Origin of the sequence: Cronobacter sp. JZ38 (genome assembly GCF_008932145.1) — a bacterium.
In the GTDB taxonomy this organism is placed as follows: domain Bacteria; phylum Pseudomonadota; class Gammaproteobacteria; order Enterobacterales; family Enterobacteriaceae; genus Cronobacter; species Cronobacter muytjensii.
This window is the reverse complement of sequence record NZ_CP017662.1, coordinates 1,337,279-1,351,776: the sequence shown is the minus strand read 5'-3', so window position 1 is coordinate 1,351,776 and position 14,498 is coordinate 1,337,279. Positions and strand designations below refer to the sequence as shown.

At 59.6% G+C, this 14,498-nt stretch carries 10 protein-coding genes and 1 pseudogene; 2 read left to right on the top strand and 9 right to left on the bottom strand.

What is annotated here, in order from left to right:
• Positions 1-21 precede the first annotated feature (21 nt).
• From BJP61_RS06395 to glyA, 3 genes are all read right to left on the bottom strand, one after another.
• Positions 22-399, bottom strand: coding sequence for a carboxymuconolactone decarboxylase family protein (locus BJP61_RS06395; RefSeq protein ID WP_171998014.1), 378 nt, complete (start codon positions 397-399; stop codon positions 22-24).
• 55 nt (positions 400-454) lie between these two features.
• The gene (locus tag BJP61_RS06390; RefSeq protein WP_075193667.1) at positions 455-817 is read right to left on the bottom strand and encodes a MerR family transcriptional regulator; all 363 of its coding nucleotides are present in this window, start codon (positions 815-817) and stop codon (positions 455-457) included.
• A 68-nt stretch (positions 818-885) separates the two neighbouring features.
• A complete protein-coding gene (gene glyA, locus BJP61_RS06385) occupies positions 886-2,139 on the bottom strand; it encodes a serine hydroxymethyltransferase (RefSeq protein ID WP_038861249.1) in 1,254 nt (417 codons plus the stop codon).
• Between the two features lie 325 nt (positions 2,140-2,464).
• Here glyA and hmpA point away from each other — a divergent pair, with 325 nt between their 5' ends.
• A complete protein-coding gene (gene hmpA / locus BJP61_RS06380) occupies positions 2,465-3,655 on the top strand; it encodes an NO-inducible flavohemoprotein (protein WP_171998013.1) in 1,191 nt (396 codons plus the stop codon).
• A 202-nt stretch (positions 3,656-3,857) separates the two neighbouring features.
• On the opposite strand, the gene glnB is transcribed toward hmpA, so the two are convergent.
• The 5 genes from glnB to purL all read right to left on the bottom strand — a co-directional run bounded on the left by glnB (position 3,858) and on the right by purL (position 12,289).
• Positions 3,858-4,196 (bottom strand): nitrogen regulatory protein P-II, encoded by a 339-nt coding sequence (gene glnB, locus BJP61_RS06375; protein WP_002438074.1) that lies wholly within the window; start codon positions 4,194-4,196, stop codon positions 3,858-3,860.
• A 98-nt stretch (positions 4,197-4,294) separates the two neighbouring features.
• Positions 4,295-5,632, bottom strand: coding sequence for a two-component system response regulator GlrR (gene glrR, locus BJP61_RS06370; RefSeq protein WP_038861242.1), 1,338 nt, complete (start codon positions 5,630-5,632; stop codon positions 4,295-4,297).
• Positions 5,629-6,405: a two-component system QseEF-associated lipoprotein QseG gene (qseG, locus tag BJP61_RS06365; RefSeq protein ID WP_038861239.1), complete on the bottom strand. Its 777-nt coding sequence runs from the start codon at positions 6,403-6,405 to the stop codon at positions 5,629-5,631. Before qseG ends, glrR begins: the two co-directional genes overlap by 4 nt.
• Positions 6,402-7,838 carry a HAMP domain-containing sensor histidine kinase gene (locus BJP61_RS06360; RefSeq protein ID WP_108695685.1) on the bottom strand — a complete coding sequence of 479 codons (1,437 nt, stop codon included), beginning with the start codon at positions 7,836-7,838 and terminating at the stop codon, positions 6,402-6,404. Before BJP61_RS06360 ends, qseG begins: the two co-directional genes overlap by 4 nt.
• Before the next feature lie 560 nt (positions 7,839-8,398).
• A complete protein-coding gene (purL, locus tag BJP61_RS06355; protein WP_171998012.1) occupies positions 8,399-12,289 on the bottom strand; it encodes a phosphoribosylformylglycinamidine synthase in 3,891 nt (1,296 codons plus the stop codon).
• Between the two features lie 267 nt (positions 12,290-12,556).
• Between purL and mltF the strand changes: the two genes are divergently transcribed.
• Positions 12,557-14,116: a membrane-bound lytic murein transglycosylase MltF gene (gene mltF, locus BJP61_RS06350; protein WP_255485505.1), complete on the top strand. Its 1,560-nt coding sequence runs from the start codon at positions 12,557-12,559 to the stop codon at positions 14,114-14,116.
• Here mltF and tadA read toward each other — a convergent pair.
• Positions 14,076-14,477 (bottom strand): annotated as a pseudogene (gene tadA / locus BJP61_RS06345) (tRNA adenosine(34) deaminase TadA); the annotation flags it as partial. The gene mltF and the pseudogene tadA sit on opposite strands and share 41 nt — an antisense overlap.
• Between the last annotated feature and the right edge of the window lie 21 nt (positions 14,478-14,498).

Sequence of the window (14,498 nt, the reverse complement as noted above, 5' to 3'; positions counted from 1 at the left end):
GCCGCAGCGGCCTGGCGTGCGTTAAACGCCTGTTTCAGCAAACACCGCTTTGGCGGTAAACATGGCGTTGAGCGCCGCCGGGAAACCGGCATACAGCGACATCTGGATAATCACTTCGATTAGCTCCTCGCGCGTGCAGCCGACGTTCAGCGCCGCATGCAGATGCACCGCCAGTTGTGGTTGCGCATGGCCGAGCGCGGTGAGCGCGGCGACGGTCGCAAGCTCCCGGCTTTTCAGCGACAGCCCAGGCCTGCTGTAGATATCCCCGAAGCCGAACTCGATAACGTAGCGCCCAAGATCGGGGGCGATATCGGCCAGCGCTTTAATAACATTCTGCCCTGCCGCGCCGTCGATTTCCGCAAGTCGCGCAAGCCCTGTGTCATAACGTGATGAAGTCATACCGTTCTCCTTTTGTGTGATACGGATAACGGTAAAGCTTCGAGTTAACTCCAGGTCAAGCGCTGTTTTTTAACAGCGTCTGGTCGTAATACGCCATTTTCTCTTTCAGGCGCGCCAGATGATCGGCCTGCTGCGCCAGCCGCGCCTCCAGCCGCAGGGCGTGTTCCGCCAGGAGTTCTCGCCGCTCAGCGGCGGTCGTCTCTCCCTGCGCGCGCAGCCGCGCGTAACGCTGGATAGCCGCAAGCGGCATATCGGTTTCCTTGAGGCGTGTGATAAACGCCGCCCAGTCGAGATCGCCACGGCGATAGTCGCGATGCCCGCTGGCGTTGCGCGCCGGTACCAGCAGCCCGAGCTTTTCGTAATAGCGTAGCGTATGAACGCCAAGCCCGGTCAGCGTCGAGAATTCCTGTATGCGCATGGCGGTATCCTGTGTGATGAGCCCATAAAAAAGGCCGCGCGAGGCGGCCTTTATGCGGCAGTGAACGCTTACGCGTAAACCGGGAAGCGTGCGCAGATATCCAGCACTTTACCTTTAACGCGCTCAATCACCGCGTCGTCATGGATGTTATCCAGAATGTCGCACATCCAGCCTGCCAGCTCTTTGACTTCCGCTTCTTTAAAGCCGCGGCGGGTCACAGACGGCGAACCGATACGGATACCGGAAGTGACGAACGGGCTCTTCGGATCGTTCGGCACGCTGTTTTTGTTCACAGTAATGTTGGCGCGGCCGAGGGCTGCGTCAGCGTCTTTACCGGTCAGGTTTTTATCCACCAGATCCAGCAGGAACAGGTGGTTTTCAGTACCGCCGGACACCACTTTGTAGCCACGATTCAGGAACACTTCCACCATCGCTTTGGCGTTTTTCGCAACCTGCTGCTGGTAGGTTTTGAACTCCGGCTCCATCGCCTCTTTCAGCGCGACCGCTTTCGCCGCGATAACGTGCATCAGCGGGCCGCCCTGCGCGCTCGGGAATACGGCAGAGTTCAGTTTTTTGTACAGCTCTTCGCTGCCGCCTTTGGCAAGGATCAGACCGCCGCGCGGGCCCGCCAGGGTTTTATGGGTCGTCGTGGTAACCACATGCGCGTGCGGAACCGGGTTCGGATAAACGCCAGCGGCAATCAGACCCGCCACGTGGGCCATGTCAACGAACAGGTATGCGCCGATGCTGTCAGCGATTTCACGCATTTTTGCCCAGTCAACGATGCCGGAGTAAGCAGAGAAGCCGCCGATGATCATCTTCGGTTTATGGGTCTGCGCCTGCTTCGCCATATCTTCGTAGTCAATTTTCCCGGTCTCATCGATACCGTAAGGGATGATGTTGTAGAGCTTACCGGAGAAGTTGACCGGGGAGCCGTGCGTCAGGTGGCCGCCCTGCGCCAGGTTCATCCCCAACACGGTATCACCCGGTTGCAGCAGCGCGGTGTAAACCGCAAAGTTCGCCTGAGAACCAGAGTGCGGCTGGACGTTGGCGTAATCCGCGCCAAACAGTGCTTTCGCGCGGTCGATAGCCAGCTGTTCGACGATATCCACATATTCGCAACCGCCGTAGTAGCGCTTGCCCGGATAGCCTTCGGCATATTTGTTGGTCAGCTGAGAGCCCTGAGCCTGCATGACGCGCGGGCTGGTGTAGTTTTCGGAGGCGATCAGTTCGATGTGCTCTTCCTGACGTACTTTCTCCTGCTCCATAGCCTGCCACAGTTCGGCATCATAATCGGCAATGTTCATTTCACGCTTTAACATCCGCATCTCCTGACTCAGCTGACAATAAAAAGGTACTGCAAGTAAGGTGCCCTTTTGGGCGACGGGCAACAGTGTAAACCGATTGGCAACGTGAAGATAGGTCTTGACACAGCTTTTTACGCAAACGTTTGGCATGGCGTGGCGCAAGGGTTTGAACGATTAAGCACAAGGGCGTTACGCACGATATATTTTCATCATCAACCTGTCCTTTTTTCATCCAGTGTGAGCCGCGTCGAAGGCACGGCTAAAACCCTTTGCAACGTGCAGTTATTTTTCATAAGATGCATTTAAAATACACTTTATAAAAACCTGGAAGGAAGCAACCATGCTGGATAGTCAAACCATCGCCGTCGTGAAATCCACCATTCCGCTGCTGGCGCAGACCGGCCCGAAACTGACCGCGCATTTTTATGACCGCATGTTCACCCATAACCCGGAGCTGAAAGAGATTTTCAATATGAGCAACCAGCGCAACGGTGATCAGCGTGAAGCGCTGTTTAACGCCATTTGCGCCTATGCGACCAATATTGAAAACCTCGCCGCCCTGCTGCCTGCGGTGGAGAAAATCGCCCAAAAGCACACCAGCTTTCATATTAAACCCGAGCAGTACAACATCGTCGGCGAGCATCTGCTGGCGACGCTTGATGAGATGTTCAGCCCGGGCCAGGAAGTGCTGGACGCGTGGGGCAAAGCGTATGGCGTGTTAGCGGGCGTGTTTATCAACCGCGAAGCGGAGATTTACCAGAGCAACGCGCAGAAAACCGGCGGCTGGGAAGGCACCCGCCCGTTCCGTATTGTCAGCAAAACGCCGCAGAGCGCGATTGTGACGAGCTTTGAGCTGGAGCCGGTTGATGGCGGCCCGGTGGCCGATTATCTGCCAGGTCAATACACTGCCGTGTGGATCAAACCTGCAGGGTTCGCGCATCAGGAAATTCGTCAATATTCGCTTACCCGCAAGCCGAACGGCAAAAACTATCGCATCGCGGTGAAACGCGAAGGCGAAGGCCAGGTCTCGAACTGGCTGCACCAGCATGCGCAGCCGGGCGACGTGATTGCGCTTGCAGCGCCCGCCGGCGATTTCTTTATGCAGGTCGACCCGCAAACGCCGGTGACGCTAATCTCCGCTGGCGTCGGTCAGACGCCGCTGCTGGCGATGCTGGATACGCTTGCCAGTGCGCAGCATCCGGCGCAGGTGAACTGGTATCACGCGGCGGAAAGCGGCGATGTGCATGCGTTTACCGATGAGGTGGCGCAACGAGGAGCCGCGCTCCCCCGCTTTACCAGTCACGTCTGGTATCGCGTGCCGAGCGACGCCGATCGCAGCGCGGGCCGTTATAACAGCGAAGGGTTGATGGCGCTGCACGATCGTAAAGCAGACGTGACCGCGCCCGGCATGCAGTTTTACGTCTGCGGCCCGGTGAAATTTATGCAGTTCGCCGCTGAACAGCTGGTGAGCCTCGGCGTGAATAAAGAGAATATCCATTACGAATGTTTCGGCCCGCATAAGGTGCTGTAAGCGGCAGGTGGAGTGGTGATGGCGGGTAGGCTTGCGACCGCGGGTGAATTTATTACAACGGGTGCGCTTTGCTTACCCGCCTGCGCCCCCTGCAAGGGGTTCGCTTTTAGAGTGGCTAAGCGCCCCCTCTTTATCACTCAACCGACATAAAAAAAGCAGGTCATCGCGACCTGCTTTTTGTTTATCACGCGCAACCCAGCGGTTAAATCGCGGCGTCGTCTTCTTCGCCGGTACGGATACGCACCACGCGCGCCACGTCGAAAACGAAAATCTTACCGTCGCCGATTTTACCGGTCTGGGCGGTACGGATAATCGTATCCACGCAGGTATCGACGATATCGTCGGTCACCACGATTTCAATTTTCACTTTCGGCAGGAAATCCACCATATATTCCGCGCCGCGATAGAGCTCAGTATGGCCTTTCTGACGACCAAACCCCTTGACCTCAGTCACCGTCATCCCGGTGATCCCGACTTCCGCCAGCGCTTCACGCACATCATCGAGTTTGAAGGGTTTAATAATCGCATCAATCTTTTTCATGGTGGATCCTTAATTCCTGCCAGCGCCTGCACGGCGATTCAATTCGCGTAATCGGTTGCTCAAATTACCATACCTTGCGGCGGTTTGGGCATCAAAAACTACTCTTTAAAATCATTCGCCTCAAGCTCATGACGGGCCAGCAGCTTATAGAATTCGGTGCGGTTGCGCCCCGCCATACGCGCGGCGTGGGTGACGTTGCCTTTGGTGATTTGCAGCAGCTTGCGCAGATAGTTGAGTTCAAACTGATTGCGCGCCTCGACGAACGTCGGCAGCACCGTGTTTTCGCCTTCCAGCGCCTGCTCCACCAGCGCGTCGCTGATAACCGGCGCGGAGGTCAGCGCCACGCACTGCTCAATCACGTTGACCAGCTGGCGCACATTACCCGGCCAGCTTGCCGTCATCAGGCGCTTCATCGCGTCGGTGGAGAAACTGCGCACAAACGGTTTATGCCGGTCCGCCGCCTGACGCAGCAGGTGTGTCGCCAGTAGCGGAATATCCTCCGCGCGCTCCTGCAACGCCGGAATTTTCAGGTTCACGACGTTAAGACGATAAAAGAGATCTTCGCGGAATTCGCCGCGCGCCATCGCCTTCGGCAGGTCGCGGTGGGTGGCGGAGATAATCCGCACGTTGATATCGATATCGCGGTTACTGCCGAGCGGGCGTACCTTGCGCTCCTGAAGAACGCGCAGCAGCTTCACCTGCAACGGCACGGGCATATCGCCAATCTCATCAAGAAACAGCGTGCCGCCCTCGGCCGCCTGGAACAGCCCTTCACGGCTGCTCACCGCGCCGGTGAAGGCGCCGCGTGCATGGCCGAACAGCTCTGATTCCAGCAGTTGTTCCGGCAGCGCGCCGCAGTTGATGGCGATAAACGCATTTTTGGCGCGCGGGCTGGCGTTATGGATAGCCTGCGCCAGGATCTCCTTGCCGGTGCCGCTCTGGCCGTTGATAAGCACGCTGACATCCGACTGCGCCACCATGTGCGCCTGCTCCAGCAGACGCAGCATCGCCGGGCTGCGGGTAACGATGCTCTCGCGCCACTTCTCGTCGCCCGCGGGCGCAGCGTGCGCCAGCGCGTCGTCGATGGCTTTATAGAGCGCGTCTTTATCCACCGGCTTGGTGAGGAAACTGAATACGCCCTGCTGGGTCGCGGCCACCGCATCGGGGATGGAGCCGTGAGCGGTGAGAATGATCACCGGCATTCCCGGCTGGAGCTTTTGGATCTCGGCGAAAAGCTGCATGCCGTCCATTTCATCCATGCGCAGATCGCTGATGACCAGATCGATTTTCTCGCGCCCTAAAATACGCAGCCCCTCATGGCCGCTCTCAGCGGTCTCGACCGTAAATCCTTCACTGGTCAGGCGCAGCCCCAACAGTTTCAGCAAGCCCGGATCGTCATCGACCAGTAACAGGCGCGCGGGTTTATGCTGTGTCATGGCCTGGTCTCCTCCTGCGCGGGCGCGGTATCTTTTCCGGTCGGTGCCGCATTTTCTTTTTCGGTGCCGTCCGGGTTGTGGCTGCTGTCCTGAATATAGCCGCCTGCGCTTTTGCGCGTGGAGAGCTGGCGTTCAATATCCGTCAGGTTTTCAAGCTTACGGGTCGTGAGTTCAAGCTGGCTGCGCAGGTGGCGCTGCTGCTCGCGCAGGGCGTCAAGTTCGCTGTCGGCGCTTTGTTGAAGCTTGCTGTAGCGCCCGCGCTCTTCCGACAGCGCCAGCTGCGCCGCCTGGCCGTCGCGCCAGGCTTCATACAGCGGACGCACATGCGCCGGAATTTCGCCGGCGGTAGCGCTAAGCGTGGTGAGATAATTGCGACGCTCGGCGGGCGTAATACGCGCATTCGCCAGTAAAATGCCGCGCCGGAAGGCGTGCTGCCAGGTTTCATCGGGGAAGCGGCGCGCCTGCGCGCGGGCCTCGGCGGGCGCCAGCCGCTCGGCGCAGTCCATGCCGCGCAGCCAGAACAGCGGGTTGCTTTCGACACTCTGACCGGAGAGCTGCCAGATACCTGAACAGTCGGTGAACAGGAAATCCGCCAGCTGCTGTTCCGGCAGTTTGGGGTCGCGGTGTTGTTTGATGTTACTGGAGACCGGGCTCTGTACGCAGCCTGCTAACAGGCAGGGCAACAGCGCCGAGCATGCCAGCCTGCGAAGAGAGAAAGAGGTTGTGCCGCGCGCGCGCAGGCTGCGCCATGCGCTTACCAGACGTGAATTCATTTTTTTAGTCGTTCCGGGTCAAAGAGCGGTAATTCAATGCGAAAACAGACGTCGGTCGTTTCATCCTCGACCAGCCGCAGTTCGCCGTGCATACGTCGGATGCAATCCTGAGCAATACTTAAGCCCAGGCCGCTGCCTTTCACCGCCCCTTTACGTTGATGGCTTCCCTGATAAAAGGGCTCGAAAATCATTTCCCGCTCCGCCTCAGGAATGGGCGTACCGGTATTCGCCACCTCAATACATAGCGTATTGCCCTGACGGCGGCTTCGCAGATAAATGGTACCGGATTCGCGCCCGTAGTGCACCGCGTTGGAATAGAGATTATCCAGCACGCTCATCAGTAGCATCGGCTCCGCCAGACAGTCAGCGTCAGCGAGCGACACCTCGGTATGCATCATTTTAGCCCGCGCCGGGAGACTGTGTGAGGCCATTACGATATCCACCAGCGGTCTGAGCTCGACCTTCTCAAGCTCTACCGCCCCGCCCGCGAGTTTACGGTTGTAATCAAGAAGTTGCTCTATGAGCGTTTGCAGATTGCGGCTGCTGGTATCAAGAATTTCCACTACTTCGCGCTGCTCCGCGGTGAGCGGCCCGACGACCTCATCGGCCAGCAGTTCAGTGCCCTCGCGCATGCTGGCGAGCGGTGTTTTTAATTCATGAGAGATATGGCGCAGAAACTGGTGCCGCTGGGACTCCAGCCACGCGAGGCGTTCGCTTAACCAGATAATCCGCTGCCCCACCGAGCGCAGCTCGCGCGGGCCTTTGAACATTATCGTGGCGCCAGGCGATTTGCCCTCCCCCAGCCGGTTGATCATCCGTTCAATGCCCTTCACCGGGCCGATAATCATGCGGGTAAAGAGCAGTACCAGCGCGAGGCTCGCCAGAAACAGCGCCAGCGCCTGCCAGCCAAAAAGCTGACCGCGCGCGGCGATTTCCTGCTGGAGCTGCTGGCCGCGGGCGTAAATCACGGCGCGGGTGGCCTGCACCAGCCGGGTGTTGGTATCGGCAAAGGCTTCAAGGCCCGCCGCGGCGTCCGGCTTCGGGCCGCTGTTCTGGCATTGCAACTGCGCCAGCTCCACCAGGCTCTGGCGCAGGGCTTTATAGAGGCGGGCGTCCGGCAATACGCTCGCCTGCGCTTCCAGCATTCGGGAGTAGCGCTGGCGCTGACTTTCATACACTTTCGCGAGCGTGAGATCGTCCAGCACGCAGTACTGGCGATAGCTGCGCTCCATTTCGAGCGCGATATTGGTCATCGCCTCGCTGCGCCGGGCGTCCATCTGGGTGAGCGTGTTGGTTTGCGCCGCCTGGGCGCTTAACGTGTTAAGGCTCTGCCACGCCTGCCACGCGAGAAACAGCAGCGGCACCATCACCAGTAAGAAGGCCATCATGACCAGTTGGCGAAGCGAGCGGGGAAAAGCGGGCCAGCGTTTCACAGCGTTATCCCGGAGTGGTTACAAAAGTCCGATGCTAACCGAGAGCCGCGCTTGTGCAAAGCCAAACGCAAAAAACAACAAAGGCAGGGGGTTAACCCTGCCTTTGTGATGGAATCAGGCGGTGCCTTACTCAACGTGTCGCCCGGGTTCTGAAATAGCAGCGCTATGATCAGCAGTTGGACGGCAGGCACCTTTGAGTGCGTCATTCGAGGTTTATGTAGCGCTCGCTATGGGGCTGACATAAGAAGGTGAATGAGCCACTGAGTCATATTATGCAGTAACCGTGCCAGCTTTACCACATAAATCATAAGTCAATGTAATATAAGAACTTTAAATATATGAAGCGCGTCATAAATTTGCGCTATTTTTCGCCTGAGTGTCGCTAAAAACCAACACTTACCGGGAAGCTTTTTAGCCTCCATAAAAATCAAAGATTTAAATGTCGCAAACTGGCGACACCCCTGTTCTGCGGCTGTCGCAATTTACCGACACCTGTCGGAATCAAACGCTGTTGCCGGAGAGCCCAAAGAAAAAGGCCTCTTGCGAGGCCTTGATAAAGGTTAACCGAGCTGCTTGCGCGCGTTGCGGAAAATACGCATCCACGGGCTGTCCTCGCCCCAGTTCGCCGGGTGCCAGGAGTTCGCCACGGTGCGGAATACGCGTTCCGGGTGCGGCATCATGATAGTGACGCGCCCGCTTTCGGTCGTAACGGCAGTAATACCATTCGGCGAGCCGTTCGGGTTGGCCGGGTAGGTTTCCGTCACCGCGCCGAAATTGTCAATGTAGCGCAGCGCCACCAGACCTTTGCTCTCCAGCGCCGCCAGATGCGCGGCGTCGCGTACTTCCACGCGGCCTTCGCCGTGAGAAACCGCAATCGGCATATGGGAGCCGGTCATGCCGTCCAGCAGCAGCGACGGACTGGCGGTCACTTCCACCAGGCTAAAGCGCGCCTCAAAGCGGTCAGACTGGTTACGCACGAAGCGCGGCCACAGCTCGCTGCCGGGAATAAGCTCACGCAGGTTAGACATCATCTGGCAACCGTTACAGACGCCGAGCGCCAGCGTCTGCGGACGGTGGAAGAACTCGGTGAACTCGTCGCGCACGCGGTCGTTAAAGAGAATGGATTTCGCCCAGCCCTCGCCCGCGCCCAGCACGTCGCCGTAAGAGAAGCCGCCGCACGCCACCAGCGTATGGAAATCGCCGAGGCCGCGGCGACCGGCGAGCAGATCGCTCATATGCACGTCGATGGCGTCGAAGCCCGCACGGTGAAATGCCGCCGCCATCTCCACGTGGGAGTTCACGCCCTGCTCGCGCAGCACCGCCACTTTCGGGCGCGCGCCGGTCGCGATAAACGGCGCCGCGATATCTTCTTTAATGTCGAAAGTCAGTTTGACGTTCAGGCCCGGATCGCTGTCATTGGCTTTCGCCTGATGCTCCTGATCGGCGCACTCCGGGTTATCGCGCAGGCGCTGCATCTGCCAGGTGGTTTCCGCCCACCACATGCGAAGCTGGGTGCGGCTTTCGCTGTACACCAGGTTATCACCCGCAGTCAGGGTGAAACGATCCCCCGCCACCGCCTTGCCGAGGTAGTGCGTACACTCGCCCAGACCGTGATCTTTCAGCACGCGCTCTACCTGCTCGCGCTCGGCGGCGGCAATCTGGATAACCGCGCCGAGCTCTTCGTTAAAGAGGGCTGCCAGCGCGTCGTCGCCCAGCGCCGCGATGTCAGCTTCAATGCCGCAGTGGCCCGCGAACGCCATTTCGGCAAGCGTCACCAGCAGGCCGCCGTCGGAGCGGTCGTGGTAGGCCAGCAGCTTACGCTGCGCCACCAGCGCCTGAATGGCGTCATAGAAGCATTTCAGCTGACCGGCGTCGCGCACGTCGGCTGGCGTATCGCCAAGCTGACGATAAACCTGCGCCAGCGCCGTCGCGCCGAGCGCGTTATGGCCGCTGCCGAGATCGATAAACAGCAGCGCGTTATCTTCGGTGGTCAGTTCCGGCGTTACGGTGCGGCGCACGTCTTCCACGCGGGCGAACGCCGAGATGACCAGCGACAGCGGCGAGGTCATCTCGCGCTGCTCGCCATCCTGCTGCCAGCGGGTTTTCATCGACATCGAATCTTTGCCGACCGGAATGGTCAGGCCGAGCTGCGGACAGAGCTCTTCGCCGACCGCTTTCACCGCCTCGTAGAGACCGGCGTCTTCGCCCGGGTGCCCTGCCGCCGCCATCCAGTTAGCGGAGAGTTTCAGGCGTTTGATATCGCCAATCTGCGTCGCGGCGATGTTAGTGAGCGCTTCACCCACCGCCAGGCGGGCGGAGGCGGCGAAGTCCAGCAGCGCCACCGGCGCACGTTCGCCCATTGCCATCGCTTCACCGTAGTAGCTGTCGAGGCTTGCGGTGGTCACCGCGCAGTTGGCCACCGGCACCTGCCACGGGCCGACCATCTGATCGCGCGCCACCATGCCGGTCACGGTGCGATCGCCAATCGTCACAAGGAAGGTTTTTTCGGCAACGGTCGGCAGGTGCAATACACGTTTAACCGCGTCGGCAAGCGTAATGCCGGTGCGGTCAAACGGCTGACCCGCCGCCTGCAGGCGGGTGACATCGCGCGTCATTTTCGGCGTTTTGCCGAGCAGTACGTCGAGCGGCATATCCACCGGCTGGTTGTCGAAGTGGCTGTCGTTGAGCGTCAGATGCAGCTCTTCGGTCGCCTCGCCAATGACGGCGTAAGGCGCGCGCTCGCGGCGGCAAAGTTCGTCGAACAGCGCCAGTTGCTCCGGAGCCACAGCCAGGACGTAACGCTCCTGGGACTCGTTACACCAGACTTCCAGCGGGCTCATGCCCGGCTCGTCGCTTAAAATATCGCGCAGTTCAAAGCGCCCGCCGCGGCCGCCGTCACTCACCAGCTCCGGCATGGCGTTAGAAAGACCGCCCGCGCCGACGTCATGAATAAAGAGGATCGGGTTGGCCTCGCCCAGCTGCCAGCAGCGGTCGATGACCTCCTGACAGCGGCGCTCCATTTCCGGGTTATCGCGCTGTACCGAGGCGAAATCGAGATCGGCGTCGGACTGGCCGGACGCCATAGAGGACGCCGCGCCGCCGCCGAGGCCGATATTCATTGCCGGGCCGCCAAGCACAATCAGCTTAGCCCCTGGCGGAATGTCACCTTTCTGCACGTGGTCGGCGCGGATGTTGCCGATGCCGCCCGCGAGCATAATCGGCTTGTGATAGCCGCGCAGCTCTTCGCCGTTGTGGCTCGCCACTTTCTCTTCATAAGTACGGAAATAGCCGTTCAGCGCCGGGCGGCCAAATTCGTTGTTGAACGCCGCGCCGCCAAGCGGGCCGTCGGTCATAATGTCGAGCGCGGTGACGATGCGATCCGGCTTGCCGAAATCCTCTTCCCACGGCTGTTCAAAGCCCGGGATACGCAGGTTCGAGACGGAAAAACCCACCAGGCCCGCTTTCGGCTTCGCGCCGCGCCCCGTCGCGCCTTCGTCGCGGATTTCGCCGCCGGAGCCCGTCGCGGCGCCCGGCCACGGCGAAATGGCGGTGGGGTGGTTATGCGTTTCCACTTTCATCAGGATGTGCGCCGGCTCCTGATGGAAGGCGTAGCGGCCCGCCTCATGGTCGGCGTAGAAACGCCCCACCGAGGAGCCTTCCATGACCGCCGCATTGTCTTTATAGGCGGAGAGCACGAAGTTCGGCGTCTTCTCGAACGTGTTTTTGATCATCTTAAACAGCGATTTCGGCTGTTTTTCGCCGTCGATAACCCAGTCGGCGTTGAAAATTTTGTGGCGGCAGTGTTCGGAGTTGGCCTGCGCGAACATATAGAGCTCGATGTCATTCGGGTTGCGCCCCAGGCGGGTGAACGCGTCGTGCAGGTAGTCGATTTCATCTTCCGCCAGCGCCAGCCCCAGACGTACGTTGGCGTCGGCCAGCGCCTGACGGCCCTGTCCCAGCAGATCCACGCTCTGCACCGGCGCGGGCTCATGATGCGAAAACAGTTGCGCCGCCTCTTCCAGCGCGCCGAAGACGCTCTCCATCATGCGGTCGTGCAGCACCGCCGCTATCTGCTGCCAGGCGTCATCGCCCGCCGTCGCGTCGGCGTCAATGTAGTACGCCACGCCGCGCTCCAGGCGTTTAACCTGACCGAGCCCGCAGTTGTGGGCGATATCTGTCGCTTTAGAGGACCAGGGAGAGATGGTGCCGGGACGCGGCGTGACCAGCAGCAGGCGTCCGGACGGAGCATGGCCCGCAAGGCTCGGCCCATATTTCAGCAGGCGCTCAAGGCGCGCGTGCTCTTCGGCATTCAGCGGTGCGGCGAGGTCAGCAAAATGAACATACTCGGCATAAATGGTTTTCACCGGGAGGTGAGCGTCTTTGAAACGAGCCAGCAGTTTGTTAATACGAAATGCCGACAGAGCGGGCGAACCACGCAGAATTTCCATCATCAAGTCTCTCGTCTTCGAAGCGCCGGAGGGCACCTCAGTGGGCGCAAGGGGGAAAACGGGCGTCATTATAGAGAATCCGGCGCGCTGACGAAACCGTTTGCGTAGAAATAAAATCCCACCGTCGCGTTAACGTTTGGTGTGACCAATTCCTCTAATTAGTTGCCAAGTGTCGCTTTGTTGCGCAAAATGCCGCTCCATGCCATTCAAACGAAACGGTTTATTAACGATTGTTCGCTGAGCCTCACGGCAACGCAGAGAATTAACTAATTGAAAAAATTAAAGCTTAATTATCTGCTCATCGGCGTCGTTACCCTGCTGCTGGCAGTGGCCTTATGGCCGGCCATTCCCTGGTCCGGCAAAGCCGATAACCGTATCGCCGCTATTCAGGCGCGGGGGGTTTTGCACGTCAGCACTATCGCCACGCCGCTGACCATGTATCGCGTCAATGAGACGATCTCCGGGCTCGATTATGAGCTCAGCCAGGCGTTTGCCGACTATCTGGGCGTCAAGCTCGAAGTCACCGTGCGCCAGAATATCAACCAGCTGTTTGATGACCTCGACAATAACACGGCCGATCTGCTCGCCGCAGGCCTGGTCTATAACGAAGAGCGCAGCCAGCACTATCAGGCTGGCCCCATTTATTACTCGGTGTCGCAGCAGATGGTTTACCGCGTCGGCAGCATGCGCCCGCGCAGCCTCGCCAGTATCAAAGACGATCAGCTAACCATCGCGCCCGGTCATGTCGCGCTAAGCGAGCTGCAACACCTGAAGGAGACTCGCTACCCGGATTTAAGCTGGCGCGTCGATCCGAAGCTCAGCAGTAACGAGCTGATGTTGCAGGTGGCGCAGGGGCAACTGGATTACACCATCGCCGACTCGGTGGCTATCGGCCTGTTTCAGCGCGTCCACCCGCAACTGGCGGTGGCGCTGGATCTGAGTGACGAACAGCCGGTGACCTGGTTTAGCCGCCGCAGCGGCGATAACTCGCTTTCCGCCGCCCTGCTCGACTTTTTTAACCAGATTAACGAAGACGGCACGCTGGCGCGCCTGGAAGAAAAATACCTCGGCCACGGCAATGATTTCGATTATGTCGATACCCGCAGCTTCCTGCGCGCCGTCGATAATGTGCTGCCGGAGCTCCAGCCGCTGTTTGAAAAATACGCCACGGACATCGACTGGCGCTTGCTGGCGGCGATTTCGTATCAGGAATCCCACTGGGACAGCCAGGCCACCTCGCCGACCGGCGTGCGCGGGCTGATGATGCTGACCCGCAATACGGCGCAAAGCCTGGGCCTGACCGACAGGCTCGACGCCGAACAGAGCATCAGCGGCGGCGCGCGTTATCTGAAAGATATGATGAGCAAAGTACCGGAAAGCGTGCCGGAAGAGGAGCGGATCTGGTTTGCGCTGGCGGCGTACAATATGGGCTACGCGCATATGCTGGACGCCCGTGTGCTGACGGCGAAGCAGAAAGGCAACCCGGACAGCTGGGCGGATGTGAAGCAGCGGCTGCCGCTCCTGAGCCAGCGGCCTTATTACAGCAAACTGACCTATGGCTACGCGCGCGGCCACGAAGCTTACGCGTATGTGGAAAATATCCGGAAATACCAGATAAGCCTGGTGGGATATCTGCTGGAGAAAGAAAAACAGGCGGTGGCCTCGGCGCAGCCTAAGCTTGTGCAGCGCTACCCGACGGGCATCACGCCGCAGGGTCTGTTCCCGTCGCCCTTTTCGTCGCTTCCTTTAGGGCCTTTTTCTCAAGCCGGCGCTGTCGGAAAAACGCACTCAGCATCGCCGAACACTCTGGTGCCATTATCCCCTCGATAACCTGCACCTGATGGTTCATGCCAGGGTGGCCTGTGATATCCATCAGCGAGCCGACCGCGCCGGTCTTGGCGTCGCGCGCGCCGAACACCAGCGTGCCGATGCGCCCGTGCACCATCGCGCCTGCGCACATCACGCAGGGTTCAAGCGTGACATAGAGCGTGGTTTCCAGCAGGCGGTAGTTTTGCAGCACCAGCCCGCCCTGGCGCAGCGCCATGATCTCCGCATGGGCAGTGGGATCGTGACGGCCAATCGGACGGTTCCAGCCTTCGCCTATCACCTGATTATTGTGCACCAGCACCGCCCCTACCGGCACCTCGCCCTCATCCCAGGCGCGCTGCGCCAGCGTCAGCGCGTGGCGCATCCAGTATTCATGGGTGAGTTC

Coding starts and splice junctions, on each gene's coding strand:
- glyA (WP_038861249.1), bottom strand. CDS start 2,139: ATGTTAAAGCGTGAAATGAACATTGCCGATTATGATGCCGAACTGTGG.
- BJP61_RS06395 (WP_171998014.1), bottom strand. CDS start 399: ATGACTTCATCACGTTATGACACAGGGCTTGCGCGACTTGCGGAAATC.
- purL (WP_171998012.1), bottom strand. CDS start 12,289: ATGATGGAAATTCTGCGTGGTTCGCCCGCTCTGTCGGCATTTCGTATT.
- BJP61_RS06390 (WP_075193667.1), bottom strand. CDS start 817: ATGCGCATACAGGAATTCTCGACGCTGACCGGGCTTGGCGTTCATACG.
- glnB (WP_002438074.1), bottom strand. CDS start 4,196: ATGAAAAAGATTGATGCGATTATTAAACCCTTCAAACTCGATGATGTG.
- glrR (WP_038861242.1), bottom strand. CDS start 5,632: ATGACACAGCATAAACCCGCGCGCCTGTTACTGGTCGATGACGATCCG.
- qseG (WP_038861239.1), bottom strand. CDS start 6,405: ATGAATTCACGTCTGGTAAGCGCATGGCGCAGCCTGCGCGCGCGCGGC.
- hmpA (WP_171998013.1), top strand. CDS start 2,465: ATGCTGGATAGTCAAACCATCGCCGTCGTGAAATCCACCATTCCGCTG.